The organism is Parasphingorhabdus pacifica (assembly GCF_054779195.1).
The window spans coordinates 294,960-318,238 of the sequence record NZ_BAAGYS010000010.1 but is presented as its reverse complement, the minus strand read 5'-3'; the positions used below and the strand labels follow the sequence as shown (position 1 = coordinate 318,238).

General features: G+C 67.5%; 20 protein-coding genes and 1 pseudogene. 14 read left to right on the top strand and 7 right to left on the bottom strand.

Translation table 11 applies throughout. The features are described 5' to 3' along the window. The first annotated feature begins 68 nt into the window (after window positions 1-68). The 7 genes from gap (at window position 69) to rraA (ending at window position 7,488) form a co-directional block, all read left to right on the top strand. Window positions 69-1,079, top strand: coding sequence for a type I glyceraldehyde-3-phosphate dehydrogenase (gap, locus tag ACYVAN_RS16745; RefSeq protein ID WP_460960623.1), 1,011 nt, complete (start codon window positions 69-71; stop codon window positions 1,077-1,079). A 302-nt stretch (window positions 1,080-1,381) separates the two neighbouring features. Further along, entirely contained in the window at window positions 1,382-2,584 is a 1,203-nt protein-coding gene (locus ACYVAN_RS16740) for a phosphoglycerate kinase (RefSeq protein ID WP_460960621.1), read from the top strand. A 132-nt stretch (window positions 2,585-2,716) separates the two neighbouring features. Further along, window positions 2,717-3,502 carry a triose-phosphate isomerase gene (gene tpiA / locus ACYVAN_RS16735; protein WP_460960619.1) on the top strand — a complete coding sequence of 262 codons (786 nt, stop codon included), beginning with the start codon at window positions 2,717-2,719 and terminating at the stop codon, window positions 3,500-3,502. 297 nt (window positions 3,503-3,799) lie between these two features. After that, window positions 3,800-4,033: a preprotein translocase subunit SecG gene (secG, locus tag ACYVAN_RS16730; RefSeq protein WP_460960617.1), complete on the top strand. Its 234-nt coding sequence runs from the start codon at window positions 3,800-3,802 to the stop codon at window positions 4,031-4,033. Window positions 4,034-4,091: 58 nt separating this feature from the next. Beyond that, a complete protein-coding gene (locus ACYVAN_RS16725) occupies window positions 4,092-4,433 on the top strand; it encodes an RNA polymerase-binding protein RbpA (RefSeq protein WP_460960616.1) in 342 nt (113 codons plus the stop codon). Between the two features lie 998 nt (window positions 4,434-5,431). Beyond that, window positions 5,432-6,766, top strand: coding sequence for a hypothetical protein (locus ACYVAN_RS16720; RefSeq protein WP_460960614.1), 1,335 nt, complete (start codon window positions 5,432-5,434; stop codon window positions 6,764-6,766). Window positions 6,767-7,014: 248 nt separating this feature from the next. Continuing rightward, on the top strand, window positions 7,015-7,488 hold the full coding sequence (gene rraA, locus ACYVAN_RS16715; RefSeq protein ID WP_460960612.1) for a ribonuclease E activity regulator RraA: 474 nt from the start codon (window positions 7,015-7,017) through the stop codon (window positions 7,486-7,488). Between the two features lie 106 nt (window positions 7,489-7,594). Here the strand turns inward: rraA and pgl are convergent, their stop codons facing one another. From pgl to tkt, 6 genes are all read right to left on the bottom strand, one after another. After that, complete coding sequence (gene pgl, locus ACYVAN_RS16710; protein ID WP_460960610.1) at window positions 7,595-8,344, bottom strand: 6-phosphogluconolactonase; 750 nt, start codon at window positions 8,342-8,344, stop codon at window positions 7,595-7,597. After that, the gene (opcA, locus tag ACYVAN_RS16705) at window positions 8,341-9,306 is read right to left on the bottom strand and encodes a glucose-6-phosphate dehydrogenase assembly protein OpcA (RefSeq protein WP_460960608.1); all 966 of its coding nucleotides are present in this window, start codon (window positions 9,304-9,306) and stop codon (window positions 8,341-8,343) included. Before opcA ends, pgl begins: the two co-directional genes overlap by 4 nt. Then, on the bottom strand, window positions 9,303-10,838 hold the full coding sequence (gene zwf, locus ACYVAN_RS16700) for a glucose-6-phosphate dehydrogenase (protein WP_460960606.1): 1,536 nt from the start codon (window positions 10,836-10,838) through the stop codon (window positions 9,303-9,305). The genes opcA and zwf overlap by 4 nt, the downstream gene beginning before the upstream one ends. Window positions 10,839-10,840: 2 nt before the next feature. Then, window positions 10,841-12,466 carry a hypothetical protein gene (locus tag ACYVAN_RS16695; protein ID WP_460960604.1) on the bottom strand — a complete coding sequence of 542 codons (1,626 nt, stop codon included), beginning with the start codon at window positions 12,464-12,466 and terminating at the stop codon, window positions 10,841-10,843. A 230-nt stretch (window positions 12,467-12,696) separates the two neighbouring features. Beyond that, window positions 12,697-13,800 carry a transaldolase gene (gene tal / locus ACYVAN_RS16690; RefSeq protein WP_460960602.1) on the bottom strand — a complete coding sequence of 368 codons (1,104 nt, stop codon included), beginning with the start codon at window positions 13,798-13,800 and terminating at the stop codon, window positions 12,697-12,699. Between the two features lie 14 nt (window positions 13,801-13,814). Further along, window positions 13,815-15,914, bottom strand: coding sequence for a transketolase (gene tkt / locus ACYVAN_RS16685; protein WP_460960600.1), 2,100 nt, complete (start codon window positions 15,912-15,914; stop codon window positions 13,815-13,817). A 555-nt stretch (window positions 15,915-16,469) separates the two neighbouring features. Here tkt and ACYVAN_RS16680 point away from each other — a divergent pair. The 4 genes and pseudogenes from ACYVAN_RS16680 (at window position 16,470) to ACYVAN_RS16665 (ending at window position 20,052) form a co-directional block, all read left to right on the top strand. Then, entirely contained in the window at window positions 16,470-17,408 is a 939-nt protein-coding gene (locus ACYVAN_RS16680; RefSeq protein WP_460960598.1) for a heme o synthase, read from the top strand. A gap of 172 nt (window positions 17,409-17,580) precedes the next feature. Then, window positions 17,581-17,978, top strand: a pseudogene (tnpA, locus tag ACYVAN_RS16675) (IS200/IS605 family transposase). 74 nt (window positions 17,979-18,052) lie between these two features. Further along, on the top strand, window positions 18,053-19,042 hold the full coding sequence (locus tag ACYVAN_RS16670) for a DUF2157 domain-containing protein (protein ID WP_460960596.1): 990 nt from the start codon (window positions 18,053-18,055) through the stop codon (window positions 19,040-19,042). A 167-nt stretch (window positions 19,043-19,209) separates the two neighbouring features. Then, window positions 19,210-20,052, top strand: a complete 843-nt coding sequence (locus tag ACYVAN_RS16665; protein WP_460960594.1) for an SAM-dependent methyltransferase — start codon at window positions 19,210-19,212, stop codon at window positions 20,050-20,052. Between the two features lie 147 nt (window positions 20,053-20,199). On the opposite strand, the gene ACYVAN_RS16660 is transcribed toward ACYVAN_RS16665, so the two are convergent. Beyond that, window positions 20,200-21,168: a quinone oxidoreductase family protein gene (locus tag ACYVAN_RS16660; RefSeq protein ID WP_460960592.1), complete on the bottom strand. Its 969-nt coding sequence runs from the start codon at window positions 21,166-21,168 to the stop codon at window positions 20,200-20,202. A gap of 178 nt (window positions 21,169-21,346) precedes the next feature. Here ACYVAN_RS16660 and ACYVAN_RS16655 point away from each other — a divergent pair, with 178 nt between their 5' ends. The 3 genes from ACYVAN_RS16655 to ACYVAN_RS16645 all read left to right on the top strand — a co-directional run bounded on the left by ACYVAN_RS16655 (window position 21,347) and on the right by ACYVAN_RS16645 (window position 23,276). Continuing rightward, complete coding sequence (locus ACYVAN_RS16655) at window positions 21,347-21,664, top strand: hypothetical protein (RefSeq protein WP_460960590.1); 318 nt, start codon at window positions 21,347-21,349, stop codon at window positions 21,662-21,664. Next, complete coding sequence (locus ACYVAN_RS16650; RefSeq protein ID WP_460960588.1) at window positions 21,661-22,542, top strand: ATP-grasp domain-containing protein; 882 nt, start codon at window positions 21,661-21,663, stop codon at window positions 22,540-22,542. The genes ACYVAN_RS16655 and ACYVAN_RS16650 overlap by 4 nt, the downstream gene beginning before the upstream one ends. Window positions 22,543-22,781: 239 nt before the next feature. Further along, window positions 22,782-23,276: a GbsR/MarR family transcriptional regulator gene (locus tag ACYVAN_RS16645; protein WP_460960586.1), complete on the top strand. Its 495-nt coding sequence runs from the start codon at window positions 22,782-22,784 to the stop codon at window positions 23,274-23,276. Window positions 23,277-23,279: the final 3 nt, after the last annotated feature.

The following is a 23,279-nucleotide window of genomic DNA, read 5'->3' as shown; positions in this document are numbered from 1 at the left end:
TGACCTGAGTCCATCAACCGCTTACCCGCCGCATGTGCAGGCAGGGTCAGTCACGAGGAGAGATCGACGTGACCGTTCGCGTAGGTATCAACGGCTTCGGCCGGATCGGGCGGAACTTCTGGCGGGCGGCGGTCGCCAGCAACCACGACATCGAGGTTGTGGCCGCAAACGACCTGGGCGATGTGGCGACCATGGCCCACCTGCTGAAGTACGACAGCGTCCTCGGCCGGGTGAATGAGGACGTGAAGGTCACGGACGAGGGCATCGAGGTCGGCGGCAAGCTCATCAAGATCCTCGCCGAGAAGGACCCCGGCAAGCTGCCCTGGTCGGACCTCGGCGTCGACGTCGTGGTCGAGTCCACCGGCTTCTTCACCAACGCCTCCGACGCCCGCAAGCACGTCGATGAGGGCGGTGCGAAGAAGGTCATCATCTCGGCTCCGGCCAAGAATGAGGACCTGACCGTGGTGCTGGGCGTCAACGACGACAAGTACGACGGTTCGCAGACGATCCTGTCGAACGCCTCCTGCACGACGAACTGCCTGGCGCCGATGGTCAAGGTGCTCAACGATTCGTTCGGCATCGAGCAGGGCCTGATGACCACCGTGCACGCCTACACGGCCGACCAGAATCTGCAGGACGGCCCGCACAAGGACCTCCGCCGTGCCCGCGCTGCCGCGGTCAACCTGGTGCCGACCAGCACCGGCGCCGCCAAGGCCATCGGCCTGGTGCTGCCCGAGCTCAACGGCAAGCTCGACGGTTACGCCATGCGCGTCCCCGTGCCGACCGGTTCGGTGACGGACCTGACCGCCACGGTCCGAGCCGACACCACCGCCGAGGAGGTCAATGAGGCCTTCCGCGCGGCAGCGGGCGAGAGCCGCCTCAAGGGCGTGCTGCGCTACAACGAGGACCCGATCGTCTCCACCGACATCGTGACCGACCCGGCCTCCACGATCTACGACGCGCCGCTGACCAAGGTCATCGGTAACCAGGTCAAGATCGTCGGCTGGTACGACAACGAGTGGGGCTACTCCAACCGGCTCACCGACCTGGCCGCTCTGGTTGGATCCAAGCTCTCCTGAGCCTTCTGCGGGAGCCCGTCCGTGGCCGTTGAGCCGAGGCTCGGCGGCCACGGACGGGCGTACTTTCGAGGACGGCCCGCCTACCGGGCCGGTGCAGAATGCGCGCGGTGGTCTCCGCGTCCGCCGTCCCGGCCCCGGCTTCGGGGACGGCTCGAGCACGTCCGTACGCCGCAGCCCACCGCCTCGCGATGGGTGGACCCGCCACTTTAGGCGGAACATCACCGAGGGGCTGCGGGCCGGCCGAGTCGAACCGGCGGCCACCCGTGCCAACCGATCTTGTGAGAAGTACTGAGGAGCAGAGCGTGAAGAACCTCGACGATCTGCTGTCCGAGGGCGTACGTGGTCGCCGCGTGCTGGTGCGTGCCGATCTGAACGTGCCGCTGGACGGCGACCGGATCACCGATGACGGGCGTGTGCGCGCCTCGCTGCCCACGATCGAGAAGCTGACCGGCGCGGGTGCGCAAGTCGTGGTCACCGCGCACCTCGGGCGTCCGAAGGGAGCGCCCGACCCGGCGTTCTCGCTGGCCCCCGTGGCGCGCAGGTTCGGTGAACTGCTCGGTGCCGAAGTCGCGCTGGCCGACGACGTGGTCGGCGAGTCCGCTCGCACGGTCGTCGGTGGTCTCGCCGACGGATCGGTCGCACTGCTGGAGAACGTGCGGTTCGACCCCCGGGAGACCAGCAAGGACGATTCCGAGCGCGAGGCGCTGGCCGACGACCTGGTCACGCTCGTCGGTCCGGACGCGGCTTTCGTGTCGGACGGTTTCGGAGTGGTGCACCGCAAGCAGGCCTCGGTCTACGACGTGGCCAAGCGGCTGCCGGGCTACGCCGGTGGTCTCGTGCTCTCCGAGGTCGAGGTGCTGCGCACGCTGACCGGTGACGCGCAGCGTCCGTACGCCGTCGTGCTCGGTGGTTCGAAGGTCTCCGACAAGCTGGGCGTGATCCAGGCGCTGCTGCCCACGGTCGACAAGCTGTTGATCGGCGGCGGGATGGCCTACACGTTCCTCGCCGCGCAGGGTTACGGGGTCGGCAAGTCGCTGCTGCAGGAGGACCAGATCGAGTCCACCAAGCGGTTGTTGGCCGAACACGGCGACAAGCTCGTCCTGCCGGTCGATGTGGTGGTGGCCGATCGGTTCGCCGCCGATGCCGAAGCGCGGACCGCTGATGTGAACGCGATCCCCGACGAGATGATGGGGCTGGACATCGGTCCTCGCAGCGTAGAGCTGTTCGCCGGGATCCTTTCCGGTGCCAGGACGGTGTTCTGGAACGGTCCGGCCGGGGTCTTCGAGTTCGCCGCGTTCGCCGAGGGGACCAGGGGCGTCGCCCAGGCCATTGTGGACTCCGATGCGTTCAGCGTGGTGGGTGGCGGTGATTCGGCGGCGGCTGTCCGCAGCCTCGGCCTGCCGGAGGACGGCTTCTCTCACATCTCCACCGGTGGTGGTGCTTCGCTCGAATACCTCGAAGGCAAGCAGCTGCCGGGTGTCTCGGTGCTCGAAGGCGGGGACTGAAACTCCTGATCGACCGGTCGTGCGGGCGATCATCGCCCCACGACCCTCCGGTGCGCCGGGCGCGACGGTGGGCCGCGCGTCCGGAGCACCGGTCCACGAACACTCCATCGAGTCGAAGGAACGGGGTTTGTGATGGCCAGGACGCCGTTGATCGCAGGCAACTGGAAGATGAACCTGAACCACCTGGAAGCCATCGCCCTGGTGCAGAAGGTCGGGTTCGCTCTGCCGAAGAAGTACTTCTCCAAGGTCGAGGTGGCCGTTCTGCCACCGTTCACCGACATCCGCAGCGTGCAGACGCTGGTCGACGGCGACGACATGTCCCTGCGCTACGGTGCGCAGGACATCTCCGGACACGACTCCGGTGCCTACACCGGTGACGTGTCCGGTCCGATGCTGGCGAAGCTGGGATGCACCTACGTCGTCGTGGGCCACTCGGAACGTCGGGAGTACCACGAGGAGACCGACGAGGTCGTCAACCGCAAGGTTCGCGCGTCCCTCAAGCACGGGATATCACCGATTCTGTGCGTGGGCGAGCTGCTCGACGTCCGCGAGGCGGGCAATCACGTCGAGCACTGCACCACCCAGCTCATCAATGCGCTCAAGGGACTCAAGGCGGAGCAGGTCAGGCAGGTCGTGCTGGCCTACGAGCCGGTGTGGGCGATCGGCACGGGCAAGGTCGCCACGGCGCAGGACGCCCAGGAGGTCTGCGGTGCGCTGCGGTCCGCCTTGGTCGACAAGTACGGCCAGGAGGTGGCCGACGACGTGCGCGTTCTCTACGGAGGGTCGGTCAAGTCCAGCAACATCGGCGAGCTCATCGGCCAGGAAGACATCGACGGCGCACTCGTCGGTGGCGCCAGTCTCAATGGTGACGAGTTCGCCAAGTTGAGCGCGATGGCTGCGGGCGGACCATTGCCCTGATAGACGGTGATGACGGGACCCACCGCTGTGGGTGGGTTCCGATCACCTAGGGTGTCGTCGTGGTCCGGCAATTCGTCGGACCTCTGTACGAACCCACCAACCGGATCGTTTCCTCGGGTGACCGTCCCGCTCGGCTCAGCCCTCCGCCGTTCCAGGTCATGCTCGCCAGGCAGGACTCCGCAGTGCGCGCGACCACCTCGAAACGCATCCCGCAAGCGCTCTAGGACAGACGGCGGTCAACCCGCTGAGAGCTGCCCGGTACCCTGTGTGGCGAACCGCTGTGCGAACGAGGACGTGATGACTCTTTTCCTGCAGATCATGCTGATCGTGACGAGTGTGGCACTGGTGTTGCTGGTGCTGCTGCACCGCGCCAAGGGCGGCGGGCTCTCCTCGCTCTTCGGCGGCGGTATGCAGTCCAGCCTGGCCGGTTCCAGCGTGGCGGAGAAGAACCTCGACCGCATGACGATGTTCGTCATCGCGTTGTGGATCATCGCCATCGTCGGTACCGGTTTGCTGATCAAGATCGGCTGATCTGTTCGGCTGACCGGCAGCGGTCGGACAATCCGGGTGGCTTGGTGGGTGAGGATGCATGACTGGTGGCAATGCGATCCGCGGTACGCACGTGGGGGCGGGGCCGACGGGTGAAGACGAACGCGGTAGCAGTGTGCCGCGTAAACGGGTGGACTACTGGTGCGCGAATGCGCACCGCACACGCCTGTCGTTCGCGGTAGACGCCGAGGTTCCGGATCGGTGGGACTGCCAGCGTTGCGGTCTTCCGGCTGGGCAGGACGAGCAGAATCCCCCGGAATCGCGGCGAAATGAGCCCTATAAGAGCCACATGGCTTATGTGAAGGAGCGTCGTAGCGAATCCGATGGCATGGCCATCCTCGATGAGGCTCTGGCGAAGCTCAAGGAGCGCAAGGGGCGCTGATCCTTTCGGTCGAGGGCTGGGAGCGCGGTTCCGCGTTCCCAGCCCTCGGCGTTGTTCGTGGTGGCGGAGCCACGGTTCGTCTGCCGCGATCTGGCGACCTCGACAATCGCTTCGAGTTACTCTGAGCGGCCGCCCTTTCGGGTGAAGATTCCTATTGGTCATTTCGATAGGCACGTTCCGCGCCTGGTTGAGCGGCGTGCCCGGTGATCTCGACACGCAGTTCCGGGGGCGTGTTTTCCCGCGGTCGCGGTCCTTGGCTGGTAGACCGGTGTGCGGCGGATTGTTCCGGTACTGTCCGCGGTCGTCGATCGCCGTCGCCGCGTGCGGATCTCGACGGAGACCGGTATGTGTCGCCGACGTGCTCGAACCGTTGGACACATCGCGACGGTCACCGCTCGCGTTTTCTCCTCACCTGTTGGTGGGAGACGGACTCGACGTAGTGGGTTGTCCCGTTCTCGCGGTCGAGCACAGGAATCGCAACATCGATTTGTGCGGTGCTGAATCCCGGACTTAGGTTGATACCGGCCGTACTTTCACCGCACGAGGAGTGACGTCGATGGTGTGGACTTCCGAGCCCGAGGATGTCGACCGTCGAACCGCTCTTTCCACTCCGGATCGATACGGCGCTGAATTGCGTGGTGGCGTAGGGAAATTTGGCGAATCGCGGACACCGGGACACCTGAATTCGAGTTCCCGTAGACGTCGTCCTCCCGGTTTCTTCCGTGAGGTGCCGGTGTGCGGCGGAATTCGGCGGGCGGGTCACCGGGCGGCGAACCACACGGGGCGGAGGGCCACCGGGCGACGGGGCTGCGCAGGCTCCTGAGCCGGTCGAGTGGATGACTGGCCGAGTGGATGACTGGCCGACTGGATGACTGGCCGACTGGATGACTGGCCGAGTGAACGAGTTGCGGCGAAGGACCGGTGAGGCCCGTGGCCGATCCCGGCTCGGGGAGGGCCGTTGCCGAGCTTTGTTCGCACACCGAGTGGGGGAGAGCACGATGAGCACAGCTTTCGAACAGGCCAGAGAGGTGGCGGACGCCGTGCTCTACGCCGGGTACCTCCGGCATCCCCAGCTCGTGCCGACCGGCCAGTACCGGCCGCAGTGGCAGTTCGGAGTGCTCGTGCCTCCGGGGTTCGCACGGGAGGACGAAGGTGAGAGCAGCGAAGCCCGGACCGAATGCGTGTTGGAGTCGTCCGATGCCGCCGGGCTGCACGTCAGGGTCAGATTCCTGCACGTGCAGCAAAAACAGGTGCAGAATGTCGATCGCGAACCGGTCGAGGCCATCGTGGTCGATGGCCAGGAGGTCAGGACTTGGGAAGAGTCCGTCGAACAGGAACGGAGCTTTTCCCTTTCCCTGGGGGTGTTGCTGAGGGAATCCCGGTACTTTCCGATCGATGTGGATGGTGCGGAGATCGCGGAGGACATCCGGGATTCCCTCGGCCGCGTGCGGGGCGGAATCGTGCGTCGGCGCCGGCCGTTGCATGCAGGACTGTGGGTCGAAGCCGAACGGATCGCGGGCGTGCGCGGGGCGATGAGGGTGCGTGCGATCGTCCGGAATCAGACCGCGGTACCGTCCTCGAATCCTGGTGACGTGCAGGTGTCGCGGCACGCGCTAGTCGCGGCCCACCTGTTGCTCGGCGCGGAGAGCGGTGTCTTCGTCTCGCAGGTGGAGCCACCGGGCTGGGCTCGCCGCACAGTGGAGCAGTGCCGGAACGTGCGCTGTTGGCCGGTCCTTCTCGGCGGGACCGAACGAAGCAGCGTGGTGCTGTCCGCGCCGGTGATCCTCAACGACAATCCGACGGTCGGGCCGAAGACCGGGCCGCCGGCACCCGAAGTGACGGAGCTGGCGGACTTTCCGGCGGTGGCCGGTGAGGTGCGGCTCACCGAAGAGGAACCCCGCGAGCTCCCGTACCCCGCCGGCGAGTTCCTCGACGATCTCGGCTGGGCTCGGGCGGATGTGCTGGAACCGCCGTCCGGCGTGGTGCCCAGTCCCCCGGCGTCCATCCCCGCCCGTCGGCAGCCCGAGGAACAGCTCAAGATCCCGTGGTGGGATCCGGAGTCGGAGGCGGCCGGACGTGTTCTCATCACCGGCGTGGCGGTGACCAGGGGGAGCAAGGTCCGGTTGATCCCCGAACAACGCGAGGATCCCGATTCGGACATCTACCTTCGCGGGTCCCTCGCCACCGTGCGCGACGTGCACGTCGATGAGCAGCGCTTGGCGGTGACCCTGGACGGCGACGCGACTCCGGAGCACTCGGGCGAGGAGAGCTACCGGTTCTTCGGCATGGACGAGGTCGAGCCGGTGCGCCCGGACCAAGAAACCGTGTCCTGACGATCAGGCGCCGGGGCACCGGCCGGACACCCGGGTGGCTGTCCGGCCGGTCAGTGGCTCTCCCAGGTGTCGGTGGCTGCCCCCCGTCGGTGGACGACCTGCTCTCGCGGTTCGGAGTGCGAGCGGAAGTCGGGTGTGGTGTTGCTCGCGCGCACGAGCAAGTTCGAGTGAACACCCGTTACGCTCACGCGACTACTCGAAATCCCGTGATTGAAGACCACTGGTGCCACAGTGTTGGGGAGGACTCCATGGACCTGTCGACTGCTGATCTCGCCGATCAGGAGGGCCCCTCGGTTCGCAGCTGCGACGTGCAGTTTCGCCAGTACGGCGGTCGCGCGGTATTCGCCGGACGTATCCGAACGGTCACGTGCTTCCAGGACAACGCACTGCTCAAGAAGATCCTCTCGGAACCGGGTGAAGGCCAGGTGCTGGTCATCGACGGTGCCGGCTCCGTGCACACCGCGCTGGTCGGAGACCTGATCGCGGAGCTCGGACGTTCCAACGGCTGGAACGGGCTCGTGGTCAACGGCGCCATCCGGGACTCGGCCGTCATCGGCGAGATGGACTTCGGGGTCAAGGCACTGGGCACCAACCCCAGGAAGAGCACGAAGAACGGTGACGGGACCGTCGACGACGTCGTCGAGCTCGGGAGCGTCCGGTTCGTGCCGGGGGAGTACCTCGTCAGCGACCACGACGGCGTGGTCGTGCTCGCCCAGGACTGAGCTACCGGTCGGTCGTCCGCCCGCGCGTCCGGTTGCGGGCGGAAATGAGCGGGTGACGGAGGTGGCGGGGACCACGCAGTGGTGCGCCCCGCCACCTACGCAGACCTCACACCAGGTCGCGGGCGGCCTCCTCGTCGAGCAGCCACAGCGTGCGATCACGCCCCCGAGCTCCCGATGCGGGGATCTCGGCAGGATCGGCCCCGCCCAGCGCAGCCGCGACCGGCCCCGCCTTCGCCGCACCGGTGGTCATCAGCCACACCTCCGCCGCTGCCCGGATCGCGGGCAACGTCAACGAGATCCGGGTGGGCGGAGGTTTGGGGCAATCGTGCACCCCGACCACCATGCGATCGAACTCCCGGACGTACGGCGTGTCGGGGAACAACGACGCCGTGTGCCCCTCCTCACCGACACCCAGCATGAGGACGTCGAACCGGGGGACGGGGACATCGGTGGCACGCTCGGCCGTCGCGGCGAGCACCTGCGCGTAGTGCGCTGCCGCCGCTTCGGCGTCGTCGCCGAACCGGCCGCCGGAAGGTGCCATCGGATGAACCCGCGCGGGATCGATGTCGACGTGATCGAGAAGCGCCGCACGTGCCTGGGTCTCATTGCGCTCAGCGTCCCCGGCAGGCAGGAAGCGCTCGTCGCCCCAGTACACGTTCACCTTCGACCAGCGCACGACGTCCCGGGCGGGGGAGAGGCGAATCTGATCGAGCACGCTGATCCCTGCCCGGCCACCGGTGAGCACGACCGACGCCTCACCGTGCTCGACCTGGGCATCGACCAGGCGCGTGATCAGTCGGGCAGCCGCGGAAGCCGCCAGTTCGGCGCCGTCGTCGTGTGCGATCACCTCGTTCATGTTTGCTCCGCCTCGGTCGTCTCGGCCGAGGCAGCGGGGTCGTCGCGCACGATCATGGTCAGTCCGCGAAGGGTCACCTCGTAGATGTCGTCCGGGTCGAGCCTGCGCAACTCCTCGGCCAGGCAATCCCGCGTTTCGCGGCGGTGCAGGGCCACTCGGCGGTCCGGTTGCCCTGGCTGAGTCAGCGTGCCGACGCGCCCATCGGGACGCACGATCTCCACGTTGCCCGAGGGACGCTCCAGAACCGCGGAGATGATCCCCGCCTCCTGCCGTCGGTGCTCGCTGCGGTGAACCGGGATGTCCAGGTACACGGCGAGCCAGGCCGCGAGCAGATCGGTCGATGGCGAGTCCCCGGCTCCGCGCACGGTGGCGGAGGTGACCTGCTCGAAAGGCGGCAGGTCCAGGGACGCGGCCAGCAGCGCCCGCCACGACGTCAACCGAGTCCACGCCAGGTCGGTGTCCCCGTCCACGTAAGAACGAACCCGAGACTGCAACGCCTCGATCGGGTTCTCTTCGGCGGCGGCGTCGGTGATGCGGCGATGAGCCAGCACCCCGATCGGATCCTTGGCCGGGAACTCTGGAGCCTCCGTCGGCCACCACACCACCACCGGAGCGTCCGGGAGCAGCAACGGGACGACCGAGCCCGCCCCCTCGTCGGCCAGCGCACCGTACAGGCGCAGCACGATCACCTCCGAAGCGCCCGCGTCTCCGCCGATGCGGATTTGCGCGTCCAACCGGGGAGCGGCTTCCTTCGCCCCGCGCGCCACCACGATCACCCGGCAGGGATGTTCGCGGCTGGCATCGTTGGCGGCCTGGATTGCCTGCTCGGTCTCGGTACCGTCCCCGGTGACGATCACCAGGGTCAGCACTCGACCGAGTGCGACAGCACCACCGGACTCGCGCAGTTCAACCATCTTCTTGTTGACCCGCGAGGTGGTGGTGGAGGGAAGATCGATGATCACGGTCGCCTCCAGACGCGTCCGGTGCGGGCAAGCATGGCGTCGGCCGAGGTGGGTCCCCAGGTCCCGGCCTTGTAGGGCTCCGGCTTACCGCCGGACTCCCAGTGCGCCAGCACCGGGTCGAGAATCTTCCAGGACTGCTCCACTTCGGCGTTCACCGGGAAGAGTGAGGGTTCGCCGAGAAGAACGTCCAGGAGCAGCCGCTCGTAGGCTTCCGGGGACGATTCGGTGAACGCGTGCCCGTAGCCGAAGTCCATCGTCACGTCCCGGACCTCCATCGAGGTGCCGGGAACCTTCGAACCGAACCGCATCGTCACGCCCTCGTCCGGCTGCACGCGGATCACCAGGGCGTTCTGGCCGAGTTCCTCGGTCATGGTGTCGTCGAACGGTAGATGCGGTGCGCGCTTGAACATCACCGCGATCTCGGTGACCCGCCGCCCCAGCCGCTTGCCGCTGCGCAGGTAGAAGGGTACCCCGGCCCAGCGACGGCTCTCGATCTCCAGTGTGATCGCGGCGAACGTCTCGGTGATCGAGTCGGAGGCGAAGCCGCCCTCCTCGTGCAGACCGGGAACCAACGATCCGCCCTGCCAGCCACCCGTGTACTGGCCACGAGCGGTGGTCTCGTTGAACGGGCCCACCGGTTTGGTCGAGGACAGCACCTTGAGCTTCTCCGAGCGGAGGGCCTCCGGGGAGAAGGAGACGGGTTCCTCCATCGCGGTGAGCGCCATCAGCTGCAGCAGGTGGTTCTGGATGACGTCCCGCGCGGCCCCGATACCGTCGTAGTAGCCCGCACGACCACCCAAGCCGATGTCCTCGGACATCGTGATCTGCACGTGGTCGACGTAGTGGGCGTTCCAAAGCGGTTCGAACAGCTGGTTGGCGAAGCGCAGGGCCAGGATGTTCTGCACGGTCTCCTTGCCGAGGTAGTGGTCGATGCGGAACACCGACTCCTCGGGGAAGACCTCGTTTACGATCCGGTTGAGCTCCTGGGCACTGGCCAGGTCGTGGCCGAACGGCTTCTCGACGACGACCCGCCGCCACTGGTTATCGCCCTGTTCGGCCAAGCCCGACCGGGACAGCTGCTTGAGCACCGTTGGGAATGCCGAAGGCGGGACCGACAGGTAGAACGCGTGGTTCCCGCCGGTGCCGCGTTCGGCGTCCAGCTGCTTGACGGTTTCGGCCAGCCGGTCGAAGGCTTCCGGATCGTCGAAGGAGCCCGAAACGAACCGGAAACCTTCGGCGAGCCGGTCCCACACGGTCTGGTGGAAGGGCGTTCGCGCGTTCTCCTTGACCGCCTCGTAGACGACCTGCCCGAAGTCCTGGTCCTCCCAATCACGTCGGGCGAACCCGGTCAGCGCGAATCCCGGCGGCAGCAGGCCACGGTTGGCGAGGTCGTAGATGGCGGGCATCAGCTTCTTGCGCGACAGGTCGCCCGTCACTCCGAAGATGGTCAGGCCGGAGGGCCCTGCGATCCGCGGGAGCCGCTTGTCGCGCGGATCGCGCAGCGGGTTCTGCCATTCGGACTGAGTCGTCACGGTCACTCCTTACCACCGAGCTCCTGCACGGCCTTGACCAGTTCGACCAGCCCCGCAGCCCGGTCGGTCAGGTGCAGGCGGAGAACCGGTCGGTTCTGCCGTGCGAGCACCTCGCCGTCGCCGAGTGCCTGGGCGCGCTGCAGGCCGGCCAGGGTGTAGGTGCGGTCCGGGACTTCCAGGTCGGCTTCGGGACTTCCGGTGATCTGCAGGAAGACGCCGTTCTGGTGCCCGCCCTTGTGGTATTGGCCGGTCGAGTGCAGGAACCGGGGGCCCCACCCGAACGTGGTTTGCACTTTGCCGCGCCGCGCCAGCTCGGGTCGCAGAACGGCGGTGGAGGCGTCGTCGAGCCGATCGAGGTAGGCCTGGATCGACATGTAGCCGTTCACCGGAACCGAGGACAGGAACACCCGCAGTGCTTCACGTACCGTCCCCACACCTGCGGAGAGCCAGCTGCCCGCCGCATGCACCTCGATCGAGCCGTCCACCAGTGCGGGCATCGCCGCCGGGCCGCCCGCCGGTCCGTCCAGCAGCGCGCGCGCTGCCTCCTTGGCGGCTTCGACGTCGGGCTGGTCGAACGGGTTGATCTCCAGTAGCCGTCCCGCGAGTGCGGTGGCGAACTCCCAGAGCATGAACTGCGCGCCGAGTGGGCCGGAGACGGCGATCTGCGCATCGTCGGTGGCGGGTCCGATCGCGACGGTTGTCGCGTCGTGGCCCGCGTCGGTGAAGCCCGGAGCGCGCTGGTTCTCCACGACCACCGGAAGCAGGCCGGTGCCCTCCTTGCCGGTGGACTCGGCGATCAACTGCTCGGCCCAGTCGGGAAGACCGACGACGTCAGAGCCGGTGTCGGCGAAGACGACCTTCTCCGCGCCGTCGGAATGCGCGGCTGCCAGCGCGGCTGCCAGCTGGACAGCGGGATTCTGCTCGCTGTCGACGCTGAGCTCCTCGTGCGCGGCGGCCGCGTCGTCGAGCAGGGTGGCGATGTCGGCGCCCGCCAGTCCGGCGGGAACCAGGCCGAACGCGGTCAGAGCCGAGTAGCGGCCGCCCACGTTCGGGTCCGCCGTGAACACCTTGCGGTAACCGGCCTCGTGCGCCCCGCTCTCCATCGGCGACCCCGGGTCGGTGACGACGATGATCCGGGTCACAGGATCGATTCCGTTGGCTTCGAAAGCCTTCTCGAAGATGCGGCGGTGGCTATCGGTTTCCACGGTCGTACCGGACTTGGACGACACCACGAGCGCGGTGCGGTCCAGGTCTCCGGAGAGCGCGTCAGCCACCTGCCCGGGGTCGGTCGTGTCCAACACGACCAGGTGCACACCGTCGGTCGCGGTGATCACTTCCGGCGCCAGCGACGAGCCGCCCATACCGGCCAGCACGATCCGGTCCACACCTTCACCGTGCAGTTCGGCGCGCAACGCGTCGATCTCGGCGAGTAGTGGGCGGGAACTTTCGTGCAACGTGGTCCAGGACAACCGGATCGATGCTTCGCTCTCCGCGTCTGCCCCCCAGAGGGTGGCGTCCTGGTTCGCGAGCCTGCTGGCAACCGCGCCAGAGGTCAGCTTCTCAATCAGTGGACGAGCTTTGGCCGCAAGTCCTTCGTCAGAGATCCGAACTGGAGTCTTCGTTGCCATCTAGATCCTTCGACTTGTTGTGATCCTCATACGGGCTCACCCCGGTGAACACCGAACCGGCAATCACCTCGTCGTTGAGGTCCGTGAGTTACCCGCCGCGGCTGCATCGGGCGCTGGAGCGCGAGAACGCTCCAGCGCCGGATACCTGGCCCCGGAGTGTGCCGGGTCATCGCGGGTTCCGCCGCCGGCGCATCGTACGTCGCCGATACCGGCGGCGGAACACCAACGAACTACTTGGCCTGTTCGAGCTGCTCCTCGACCGTTTGGAGCAATTCCTCCCAGGACTTCTCGAACTTCTCGACGCCCTCGCGCTCCAGCACCACGAACACGTCGTCGAGGTCGACCCCCGCGTCGGCCAGGGCGTCGAAGACCTCCTGGGACTCGGCGGCCTTGCCGCGCACGGTGTCGCCCTGCACATCGGCGTGATCGCCGGTGGCGAACAGCGTCGCTTCCGGCATCGTGTTCACCGTGTTGGGTGCCACGAGCCCGTCGACGTAGCGGGTGTCCGAGTAGGCCGGGTCCTTGACCCCGGTCGAGGCCCACAGCGGGCGCTGGACGTTGGCGCCGTCGGCGGCCAGCTTCTTGAAGCGCTCGCTCCCGAAGATCTCCTCGTACGCGGCGTAGGCCAGCCGGGCGTTGGCGATCGCGGCCTTGCCCAGCAGCTGATCGCCGCCTTCCAGCGACTCCAGCCGCTTGTCGATCTCGGCGTCCACGCGCGAGACGAAGAAGGACGCCACCGAGAAGATCCCGGACAGGTCGTGGCCGTTGGCCTTGGCCTGCTCCAGACCGGTCAGGTAGGCGTCCATGACGTCGCGGTAGCGCTCCACCGAGAAGATCAGGGTGACGTTGACGCTGATGCCCTCGGCGAGCGTGCGGGTGATCGCGGGCAGACCTTCGACCGTGGCCGGAATCTTGACCATGAGGTTCGGCCGGTCCACCGCCTTCCACAGGTCCGCAGCCTCGGCCACCGTGCGCTCGGTGTCGTTGGCCAACCGGGGGTCCACCTCGATGGACACGCGGCCGTCGACGCCTCCGGTGGCGTCGTGGACGCTCCCGAAGATGTCGGCGGCGTCGCGCACGTCGGTGGTGGTCAGTTCGCGCACCGCTTCGTCCACGCTCGCGTTGCGGGCGGCGAGCTCGCGAACCGCCTCGCTGTAGTCCGCGGCATTGGAGATCGCCTTGGCGAAGATCGTCGGGTTGCTGGTCACACCGACCACGGAGTGCTCGGTGATCAGCTCGGCCAGGTTGCCGGAATTGATGCGCTGCCTGGACAGATCGTCCAGCCAGATCGATACCCCGGCTTCGCTCAGCGCGGTGAGGTTGCTGTTGCTCACTGGTTTTCCTCCACTCACGCGTTGTCGCGTGCGTTGTTCAGGCTTCGCCGAGCCGCTTCGACAACGGCATCGGTGGTGAAACCGAACTTCTCGAACAGAGTCTTGTAGTCGGCAGACGCACCGAAGTGCTCGATCGAGACGATCTCGCCGCTGTCCTTGGCGAAGCGGTACCAAGGCTGTGCGATACCGGCTTCCACCACGACTCGCGCACGAGCCGACGAGGGCAGCACCTGCTCCCGGTACGCCGCGTCCTGGGCGTCGAACCACTCGACGCAGGGCATGGACACCACTCGGGTCGCCACGCCATCGGCCTCGAGAACCTTCCGGGCCTCGACTGCCAGCTGCACCTCGGAGCCGGTTCCGATGAGCACCACCTCGGGAGTACCCGAAGAGGCCTCGTTCAGAACGTAGCCGCCCTTGGCAACGCCAGCGGCGTCGACACCCTCCAGCGTCGGCACGCCCTGCCGGGTCAGTGCCAGCCCGGCGGGGCCGCTGGTGTCCTCGAGCACGGTCTTCCACGCCGCGGCCGTCTCGTTCGCGTCGGCCGGGCGGACCACGTTCAGACCGGGAATGGCACGCAGCGCGGCCAGCTGCTCGATCGGCTGGTGGGTCGGGCCGTCCTCGCCGAGACCGATCGAGTCGTGGGTCCAGACGTAGACGACGGGAGTCCGCATCAGCGCGGCGAGCCGAACGGCGGGCCGCATGTAGTCGCTGAAGATGAGGAAGGTGCCGCCGTACGGACGAGTTCCCCCGTGCAACGCGATGCCGTTGAGGATCGACCCCATCGCGTGCTCGCGGATGCCGAAGTGCATCGTGCGGCCGTAGGGCGTCGCCGTCCACGAGTTGGTGGAGGTGTGCTCCGGACCGAAGGACTCGACGCCCTTCATGGTGGTGTTGTTGCTCTCGGCCAGGTCGGCCGAGCCGCCCCACAGCTCCGGCAGTACGTCCGCGAGCGCGGCCAGCACCTCACCGGATGCCTTGCGGGTCGCGATGCCCTTGCCATCGGCTTCCCAGGCCGGGAGCTTGTCCTGCCACCCGGTCGGCAGCTCGCGATTGCGCAGCCGGTCCAGCAGGGCCTTGCGCTCGGGGTTGGCCGCGGCCCAGGAGTCGAACTCCACCTGCCACTTCTCGTGCGCGATCCTGCCTCGTTCGCCGACCTCCCTGGCGTGGGCGAGGACGTCGTCGTCGACCTGGAAGGACTGCTCGGGGTCGAAGCCGACCGCCCGCTTGACCTCGGCGACCTCCTCGCCGCCGAGAGCGGCGCCGTGGGCCTTGCCCGAGTTCATCTTGGTCGGTGCCGGGTAGCCGATCACTGTGCGCAGCACGATCAGGGTGGGGCGGTCCTGCTCGGCCTTGCCCGCTTCGATCGCGGCCAGCAGGCCTGTGACGTCCTCGGCGCCGTGCACGGTCTCCACGTGCCAGCCGTAGGCCTCGTAGCGCTTGGCGGTGTCCTCCGAGAGCGCGATCTTGGTGTCGTCCTCGATCGAGATCTCGTTGGCGTCGTAGATGACCGTGAGGTTGCCCAGCTGCTGGGTGCCCGCCAGCGAGGACGCTTCGGAGGTCACACCCTCCTCGATGTCGCCGTCGGAGGCGATGACGTAGACCTGATGATCGAAAACGCTCTCACCGGGTTCGGCCTCGGGGTCGAAGAGGCCGCGCTCGCGGCGCGACGCCATCGCCATGCCGACCGCGGTGGCCAGCCCCTGGCCGAGCGGCCCGGTCGTGGTCTCCACCCCGACGGTGTGGCCGTACTCCGGGTGCCCCGGAGTCTGGGAGTCCCACTTCCGCAGTGCCTTGAGGTCGTCCAGCTCGAGTCCGTAGCCGGACATGAACAACTGCAGGTAGAGAGTGAGGCTCGAGTGGCCCGCGGACAGCACGAAGCGGTCCCGGCCGATCCAGTCGGCGTCAGCGGGGTCGTGCCGCATGACGCGTTGGAAAAGTGCGTAGGCGGTGGGCGCCAGGCTCATCGCGGTGCCTGGGTGCCCGCTCCCGCAGTGCTCGACCGCGTCTGCGGCCAGCACCCGGACCGTGTCCACGGCGCGCTGATCAGCTTCGGTCCAGTCTTCGGGCAGTCGCTTGGTCGTCAAGCGGGCAAGATCGTCGGTGACGGACACGGACGGCAGCTCCAGTTCAATCGACGCGGTGAATACGGTCGCTGACTGGACCGATTCGACCGCTGTTATCCCTCGTCCGACGGGCAGCCTAGCCGTGGCTGATCGGCCGCGTGCGGCCCGTCCGGACTGATGTCGTATTCCACCGCGATGGCGGAGATCACCGGCTCGTCTCATTCGAGGCGGATGCCATGGGACGTATCCTGCACGGCCCCGTCCCGTGCAACTACAACACCCGGATCGGATGGTGTCGTTCCCCGCTCGACTGTCGGCTCGGTCACGCCAAGGATACGCACGCCGACGAGAACCTGATGTCGCCACCGAGGGAATGTTCGCCGAACGGAACGGCTGGTGAGCAGCCATCGCGACGAAACTCATGAATCGGGCGCAGTGGGGAGGCCGTTCGGATCAGGACGAGGACGTCCGGCGCGAACCACCCGAATGTGGTCGGCAGGCGTAGTCGCCCTACTATTCATCCGGCCCGCGTTACGTGAGCTTCACTGGGGCCGGGTCGACCCGATTGACAAGGAGTTCCATGCCGCCGGTGAGTGCAGCCGCGTGACCGCCGCCGTCGATGCTCCCAGAACGCGCCACGCGAAGCGGCCGGGTGAGCTGCTCAAGGCGTACACGAGTCTGATCAAGCCGCAGGTCATCGAACTGCTCCTGGTGACGACCATCCCGGCGATGCTGCTCGCCGAACGCGGTATTCCGTCGCCGTGGCTGGTGCTCGCGACGTTGGTCGGCGGCACCATGGCCGCGGGCAGTGCGAACTCGCTCAATTGCGTCGCCGACGCCGACATCGATCAGGTGATGAAGCGGACGAGAGCGAGGCCGCTCGTCCGCCACACCGTGTCCCGGACCCATGCTCTGATGTTCGGCATCGCGCTCGGTGCGGGCTCGTTCAGCTGGTTGTGGGCGACGGCGAACCTGCTCGCCGCGATGCTCGCTGTCGGCACGATCCTGTTCTACGTCTTCGTGTACACGTTGGTGCTCAAGCGACGCACGGCGCAGAACATCGTGTGGGGCGGTGCGGCCGGATGCATGCCGGTGGTGATCGGCTGGGCGGCCGTCACCGGTCGGGTGGACTGGCCCGCGTTGGCGATGTTCGGGATCGTCTTCTTCTGGACGCCGCCGCACACCTGGTCGCTGGCGATGAAGTACAAGGACGATTACGAGCGGGCCGGCGTGCCGATGCTCCCGGTGGTCGCCGAACCCACCTACGTCTCGCGGCAGATTGTGGTCTTCAGCTGGCTGATGGTGGCCTGGACGCTGCTGCTCGCGCCGGCCGCGAGTTGGCTCTACACCTCGTTCGCGGTGCTCGCGGGCGCTTGGTTTCTCGTCGTCGCGCACCGCTTGCACAGCAAGACCTGCCGGGGTGTCGAAACCAAGCCGATGCGCTTGTTCCACTTGTCCAACACCTACCTGATGGTGGTGTGCGTGGCGCTGTCGGTGGATTCCGCGTTGAGCCTGCCGGTCCTCGGCTGGCCGTTCTTCTGAACACCGGCTGCCGCGTGGTCCGGCTGCCGCGTTGCCCCGCTGCGGCGTCGTCCGGTCAAAAGCGTGGGATGAATGTGATCAGAGCAACGTAGCGCGCAGACCCCCGGCTTCGGCCGTGGGGTAAGCGCATCAAGTTGATGTTAGGTAGCTTCCACCTGCATACACTGCCTGTGTGGCAGTCACGCAGCGGTCCAACGCGAACGTCACGTTCCAGTGCGCGTTCCACGTTGTGTGGTGCCCGAAGTACCGTCGGCCCGTTATCAGTGGCCGCGTGGAAGAGCGGCTGAAGGAACTCGTCCGCGAGGTCACCGCCGACAAGGACGCGTGGCTGGTTGAACTGGAGACCATGCCCGACCATGTGCATCTGCTGGTCGAGGTTGACCCGCAGTTCGGCATCCACCGGCTTGTGAAGGCCATCAAGGGCCGTTCCTCCCGCGTACTGCGGGATGAGTTCCCATGGCTGCGTTCCCGCCTTCCAAAGCTGTGGACGAACTCGTACTTCGTGGCCACTGTCGGCGGGGCCCGCTGGAGGCGATCCGTCGTTACGTCGAGCAGCAGAAGACGCGGTGAGCGCTGACTGGAATCAATCCCCCGGCTTTGCCGTGGGGAGGACGTCAATCGCTCGGAACCGGAGGTGATGAGCTGTGTCGAACGGGTTGACCCCGGCTCAGCGAAAGGTCGTGCGGGAGATGGTCGTCCGCGGAGAGCTGTCCGCGGAACAGGCCGAGCGGGTGATCACCGAGCTGGACGTACCGTCGCAGGGGAAGCCGTCCTTCGGTCGCGGCTTACCGGAGGTGTTCGGGTACATCGGCGGCGCACTCGTGCTCGGCGGTGCGACGTTGCTGGTGGGCATGTCGTGGGACGCGCTGGACCGGGCGATGCGGGTCGGTCTGCTGGTGGCGGCCACCGTTGCGCTTCTTGCGGCCGGCGTGGTCATCGCAGGTGGGTTCCGCGGGATCGCCGGACTGCGTGCGGGGAGCCCAGGGGCTCGTAGTCGCATCGTCGCGGTTCTTCTGGCGCTGGCCGCCCCGCCCGCGTCGATGGCCGTGAGCAGTGCCACCGACGGGTATGCCTCGATTCCGGTGACCGTTGCCGGGTTGCTCGTGGCGTTGGCGGGCTACCTGCTCCTGCCTTCGGTGCCGGGCTTGGCGATGACCGGGGGATTCAGCATCGCGTTGGTGCTGTCGGTGATCGAGGAGTGGTTCGGCGGTGGCTCTTTCGTCGTGATGACCGGTTTGGTCGCGCTGGGCCTCATGTGGGCGGTGTTGGCGTGGTTCGGTGTGCTCGTGCAGCGGCAACTGGGACTCGGGGGCGGTGCCGGCATCGCGCTGGTCGGGGCTCAGTGGCCACTGGCGACGAGTGAACCGGCGTGGGGCTACCTCGGAACCGCGGCCATCGCCGTGCTCTGCTTCGCGTTGTTCCTCGTTCGGCGGGAGGCGGTCCTGCTCGTCGCCGGAGTGATCGGGGTGACGCTGGCGGTGCCGGAGGCGGTCTGGGATTGGACCGGTGGCGCGCTGGGCGGCCCGCTGATCGTGCTGCTGGTGGGTGTGGTGCTGCTCGGTGCCAGCGCTCTGGGGCTGCGCCTGCATCGGGTGCGGGGCGATTCGCTGAACGACACCGCGGGCGGAACGTGACTGGGATCACGAATTCTCTCGTGGGTCTCGCGGGGAAACATCTGCGGTGGTTGTGCCATCGCGCCCGGTCGCGCTGACCAAAAGGAAGATCAACTTTGCCGGGGGTGTTGATCGCGACACGTCTTCGTGGTCGTAAGGTTTCTCATGCTTTCAGGTGATCACGAAAAATGAGCGGGGACTCCACTATGGCGCAGGGTGAAGGAGAATCGGCGCAGATCGACACATCGGTGGCCAGTGTCGCCAGGGTGTACGACGCGATGCTCGATGGTAAGGACAACTTCGAAGCTGACCGGCGGATCCGGGACGAGATCCGGACGTTCGCTCCCGAGATGATGGACGCCGCCACCGACGGTCGCGGTTTCCTGGTCCGAGCGACCCGTTACCTGACCGAGGTGGTGGGCATCGACCAGTTCCTCGACTGCGGGTCCGGCCTTCCCACCGCCGAGAACACCCACCAGGTCGCCCAGCGGATCAACCCGGAAGCCAAGGTCGTTTACGTCGACGACGACCCGGTCGTGCTGGCGCACGGGCGGGCGTTGCTGGAGGAGAACGAGCAGACCCACTTCATCGCCGCCGACCTGGTGAGCTCACAGGAGTTGTTGACCCACCCCGAGGTCACGCGGCGTATCGACTTCGATCGGCCGATGGCGCTGTACCAGATCGGCACGCTGCACCACGTCTCCGATGAGGCGGCCCCGCACCAGGTCATGGCCGACTACATCGAGGCGCTGCCCTCGGGGTCCTACGTCGTGCTCGCGCACTTTTTCAATCCGAGGGACGGTAGCGAGGTCAGCGAGGTCGCCGCCCGGCTCGAAGAGGTCTGCACGAACAGCTCGATGGGCTCGGGGTGGTTCCGCACCCGCGAGGAGATCATGGGATTCGTCGACGGGCTGGAGATCCTCGAACCCGGGCTGGTTCCCGTGTCCGGTTGGTGGCCGGACGGCCCCCAGCCCGAAGAGCTCGAGCTGGCCCGTCAGGCGTACGTCGGTGTCGTGGGGCGCAAACCCTGAACGAATTGGACGGCGGGCCCTGAACGGCCGGTGGCCCTGAAGGAAAACGGCGGGCCCTGAACGGCCGGGCGGTGGCTGATGGCCGTTCAGGGCCCGCCGAGCCCGCTTCGGCCCCGGGCACCGCGGGGTCGACATCGGAAGCGCGGCTCAGGGGAGTACGAGCAGTTTGCCGGTCGTGCGTCGGGCTTCGAGGTCCTCGTGGGCCCGACCGGCCTCTTCGAGCGCATACGTCGCGCCCACGCGGATGTTCAGCCTGCCGTTGGCGATCGCGCCGTAGACATCACCGGCTCGCCAGTCGAGTTCCGACCGCGACAACAGGTAGTGCGCCAGGCTCGGGCGGGTCAGGAAAACCGACCCTGCCGAGTTCAACCGCTGCGGGTCCACCGGCGGCACCGGGCCGCTGGCCGCTCCGAACAGTGCGAGCATGCCGCGCGGACGCAAGCTCGCGAGGCTGCCGTCGAAGGTCGTCTTGCCGACGCCGTCGTAGACGACATCGACACCTCGGCCGTCGGTGAGATCCTTGACCTGCTCGGCCACGTCGGACTCGGTGTAGCGGATGACCTCGTCCGCGCCGGTCGCTCGTGCGAGCTCCTCCTTCTCCGGGGTGGACACCGTGCCGATCACGTTGCCTCCCTTGGCCTTGATCATCTGGGTGAGCAGCAACCCCATCCCGCCTGCCGCCGCGTGCACCAGAGCGGTATCGCCGGTCCGCACGGCATGCGTGGAGTTCACCAGGTAGTGCGCGGTCATGCCTTGCAGCGCGGCGGCAGCGGCGGTGCGGTCGTCGACCTCGGCAGGAATCCGGACCGCCTTGTCCACCGGGATCACGGCGCGCTGCGCATAGCTGCCGGGCGTCATCGCCCAGGCGACCCGATCCCCCACGGCGAACTCGGTGACCTCCGAACCGACCGCCACGATCGCGCCGGCACCTTCCGCACCAGGGGTGAAGGGCAGCGGTACCGAGTACATGCCACTGCGCTGGTAGGTGTCGATGAAGTTCACCCCGGAAGCCGCCACGTCCACGAGCAACTCGCGCCCCGCAGGCTCGGGCTCCGCGGTGTCGGCCACTTCCAGAACCTCGGGGCCACCGTGGGCTTGTACCCGGATCGCTCGCATGTCTGCCTCCTCCTGCCGCAAGGGCTGGTACGTCGACGCCTTCTTCCCCGATCTTCCACCAAGCCGTCCGAGGCTGCCGCAGCGGTGGTCCGCGGTTTCGCCGGAACGCCCGGGTTCGGGGCGAGGTGTATGCCACGTCCGGGTGGGTGTGACCGAGCGAACGTCTACGATCACCTGTATGACAGCTGCCGAATCCGAAGTGGAAGCAGTCACCGCTCCGAAGAAGGCGGTCGCGGCCGCGAGCGCCTTCGCCGAGGCTCACGGTGGTTCCGCCCGAGCCGTCGTCGAGAACATTGGGCAGGCGGGCGCCCGTGTCGTTCTCATCGGCGAGGACGGGATGCTGGGCGATGTCGTCGTGCGCAACGTGGCAACGGGAAACGCGGTCGTGCAGGCCGTGGAGACTCTGACCGCCGCCGAGTGGGACGCCGAGACCACCTCGGCGCTCCAGATCGGCGCCGAGCACCGGCGGCAGATGGCCGGCCCCCGCGCCCGGTGAAACCGGACGTCCTGCTCGCGAGCTGTTCACTCGTCCCCGAATCGGACGGGGACGACACACCGCTGCCGTCGGTGCTCGGCGATGTCGGGGTGGAGGCGGCGTGGGTTCCCTGGGACGACCCGCACACCGACTTCGCAGCCGCCGACCTCGTCGTCCTCCGTTCGACCTGGGACTACGCGGGGCGGCGTGCCGAATTCCTGCGCTGGTGCGAATCGGTGCCCGCGCTCATCAACCCCGTTGCGGTCGTGCGCTGGAACACCGACAAGGCCTACCTGGTCGAGCTGGCCGGTCGAGGCGTGCCGGTGGTGCCCACCCGGTTGGTCGAACCGGGGGAGGTTCCGGCCTGGCCGGAGGCCGAGTTCGTCCTGAAGCCCTCCGTCGGTGCCGGGTCGCGCGGGGCGGCTCGTTTCGGGCCGGCGGATCTCGATTCCGCGCGTAAGCACCTCGACGGACTGCACGGGGACGGGTACCGCGTCCTGCTGCAGCCGTATCAGGAGGCGGTGGACCGCGAGGGGGAGACCGCGCTGGTCTTTCTCGGCGGCGTGTATTCCCACGCCTTCGGGAAGGGGCCGATGCTGACTTCCGGGACCGACCTGGATGGGTCCGGTCTGTTCGTCGGGGAGAAGCTCGGTGCTGTCGAAGCCGGAGTCGAACAGCGCCGCCTTGCCGAGGACGTCCTCGATGCCGCCTGCGGTCGTCTCGGGGTGACGCGCGGCGAGCTGCTCTATGCCCGAGTCGACCTGGTGCGGGGCGACGACGGTGCGCCGAAGTTGCTGGAGCTGGAGCTCGTCGAACCGTCGCTCGGCTTTCGCCAGGCCAGCCCCGAAGCCATGTCCAGGTTCGCTTCCGCGGTGCGCCGAACTCTGTCGACTCGCTGAGCGGCGTTCGCTCGGCTGGGTCGCTGGGCGCTGACTCGCCGGGTCCTGGCACGCTGGGTCGTGGATCTTGGGGCGATGGCCTGCCCTCGCCCGGACTGTATTCGCTGAGTTCCGGCCGCCGTGCGCGCGCGTAACCCGGCGGATGTGTGGCGCGCTGGAGCCTGCGACTGGTCACGCTCCTTTCTGTGGTCTATCTTTTCAGCGTCGACAGAAATTGATCTCGGGAGTGAGGGGCCGGAGTGGCCGACTACGAGCAGCGGACCGACCGACCGGCGATGGCCGAGTGGATCGAGCAGATGGCGGCGCACTTCGAAGCCACCGAGGGTATGCCGTTGATCGCCGGACGCATCCTCGCCTTCCTGCTGATCTGCGATCCCGCGGAGCGGACGGCGGCCGAGCTGTCCCTGGCCCTCAGCGCGAGCACGGGTTCGGTCAGCACGAACGTGAGGTTGTTGTTGCGGCTGGGGATCATCTCCAAGACGACCCGGCAGGGGCGGGAAGCCGCCCTGTACCGAGTCGAGGAGGACCGGTGGCCGCAGCTGGTGCGGCAGCGCATGGAACGCGTGACCGACCTCGAGGAGCTCACGGAGAAGGGGCTTCGCATGTTCAGCGGCGAGGGCGAACGTGCGCGCCGCCTGCGCACGGTGCACGAGTTCTACCGCTGGTTGGCAGGTGAGATGCCCGAGCTGTGGCGACGGTGGGAGCGCGAAGGCCGCCCCCGGCTGCGCTTCTAGCGC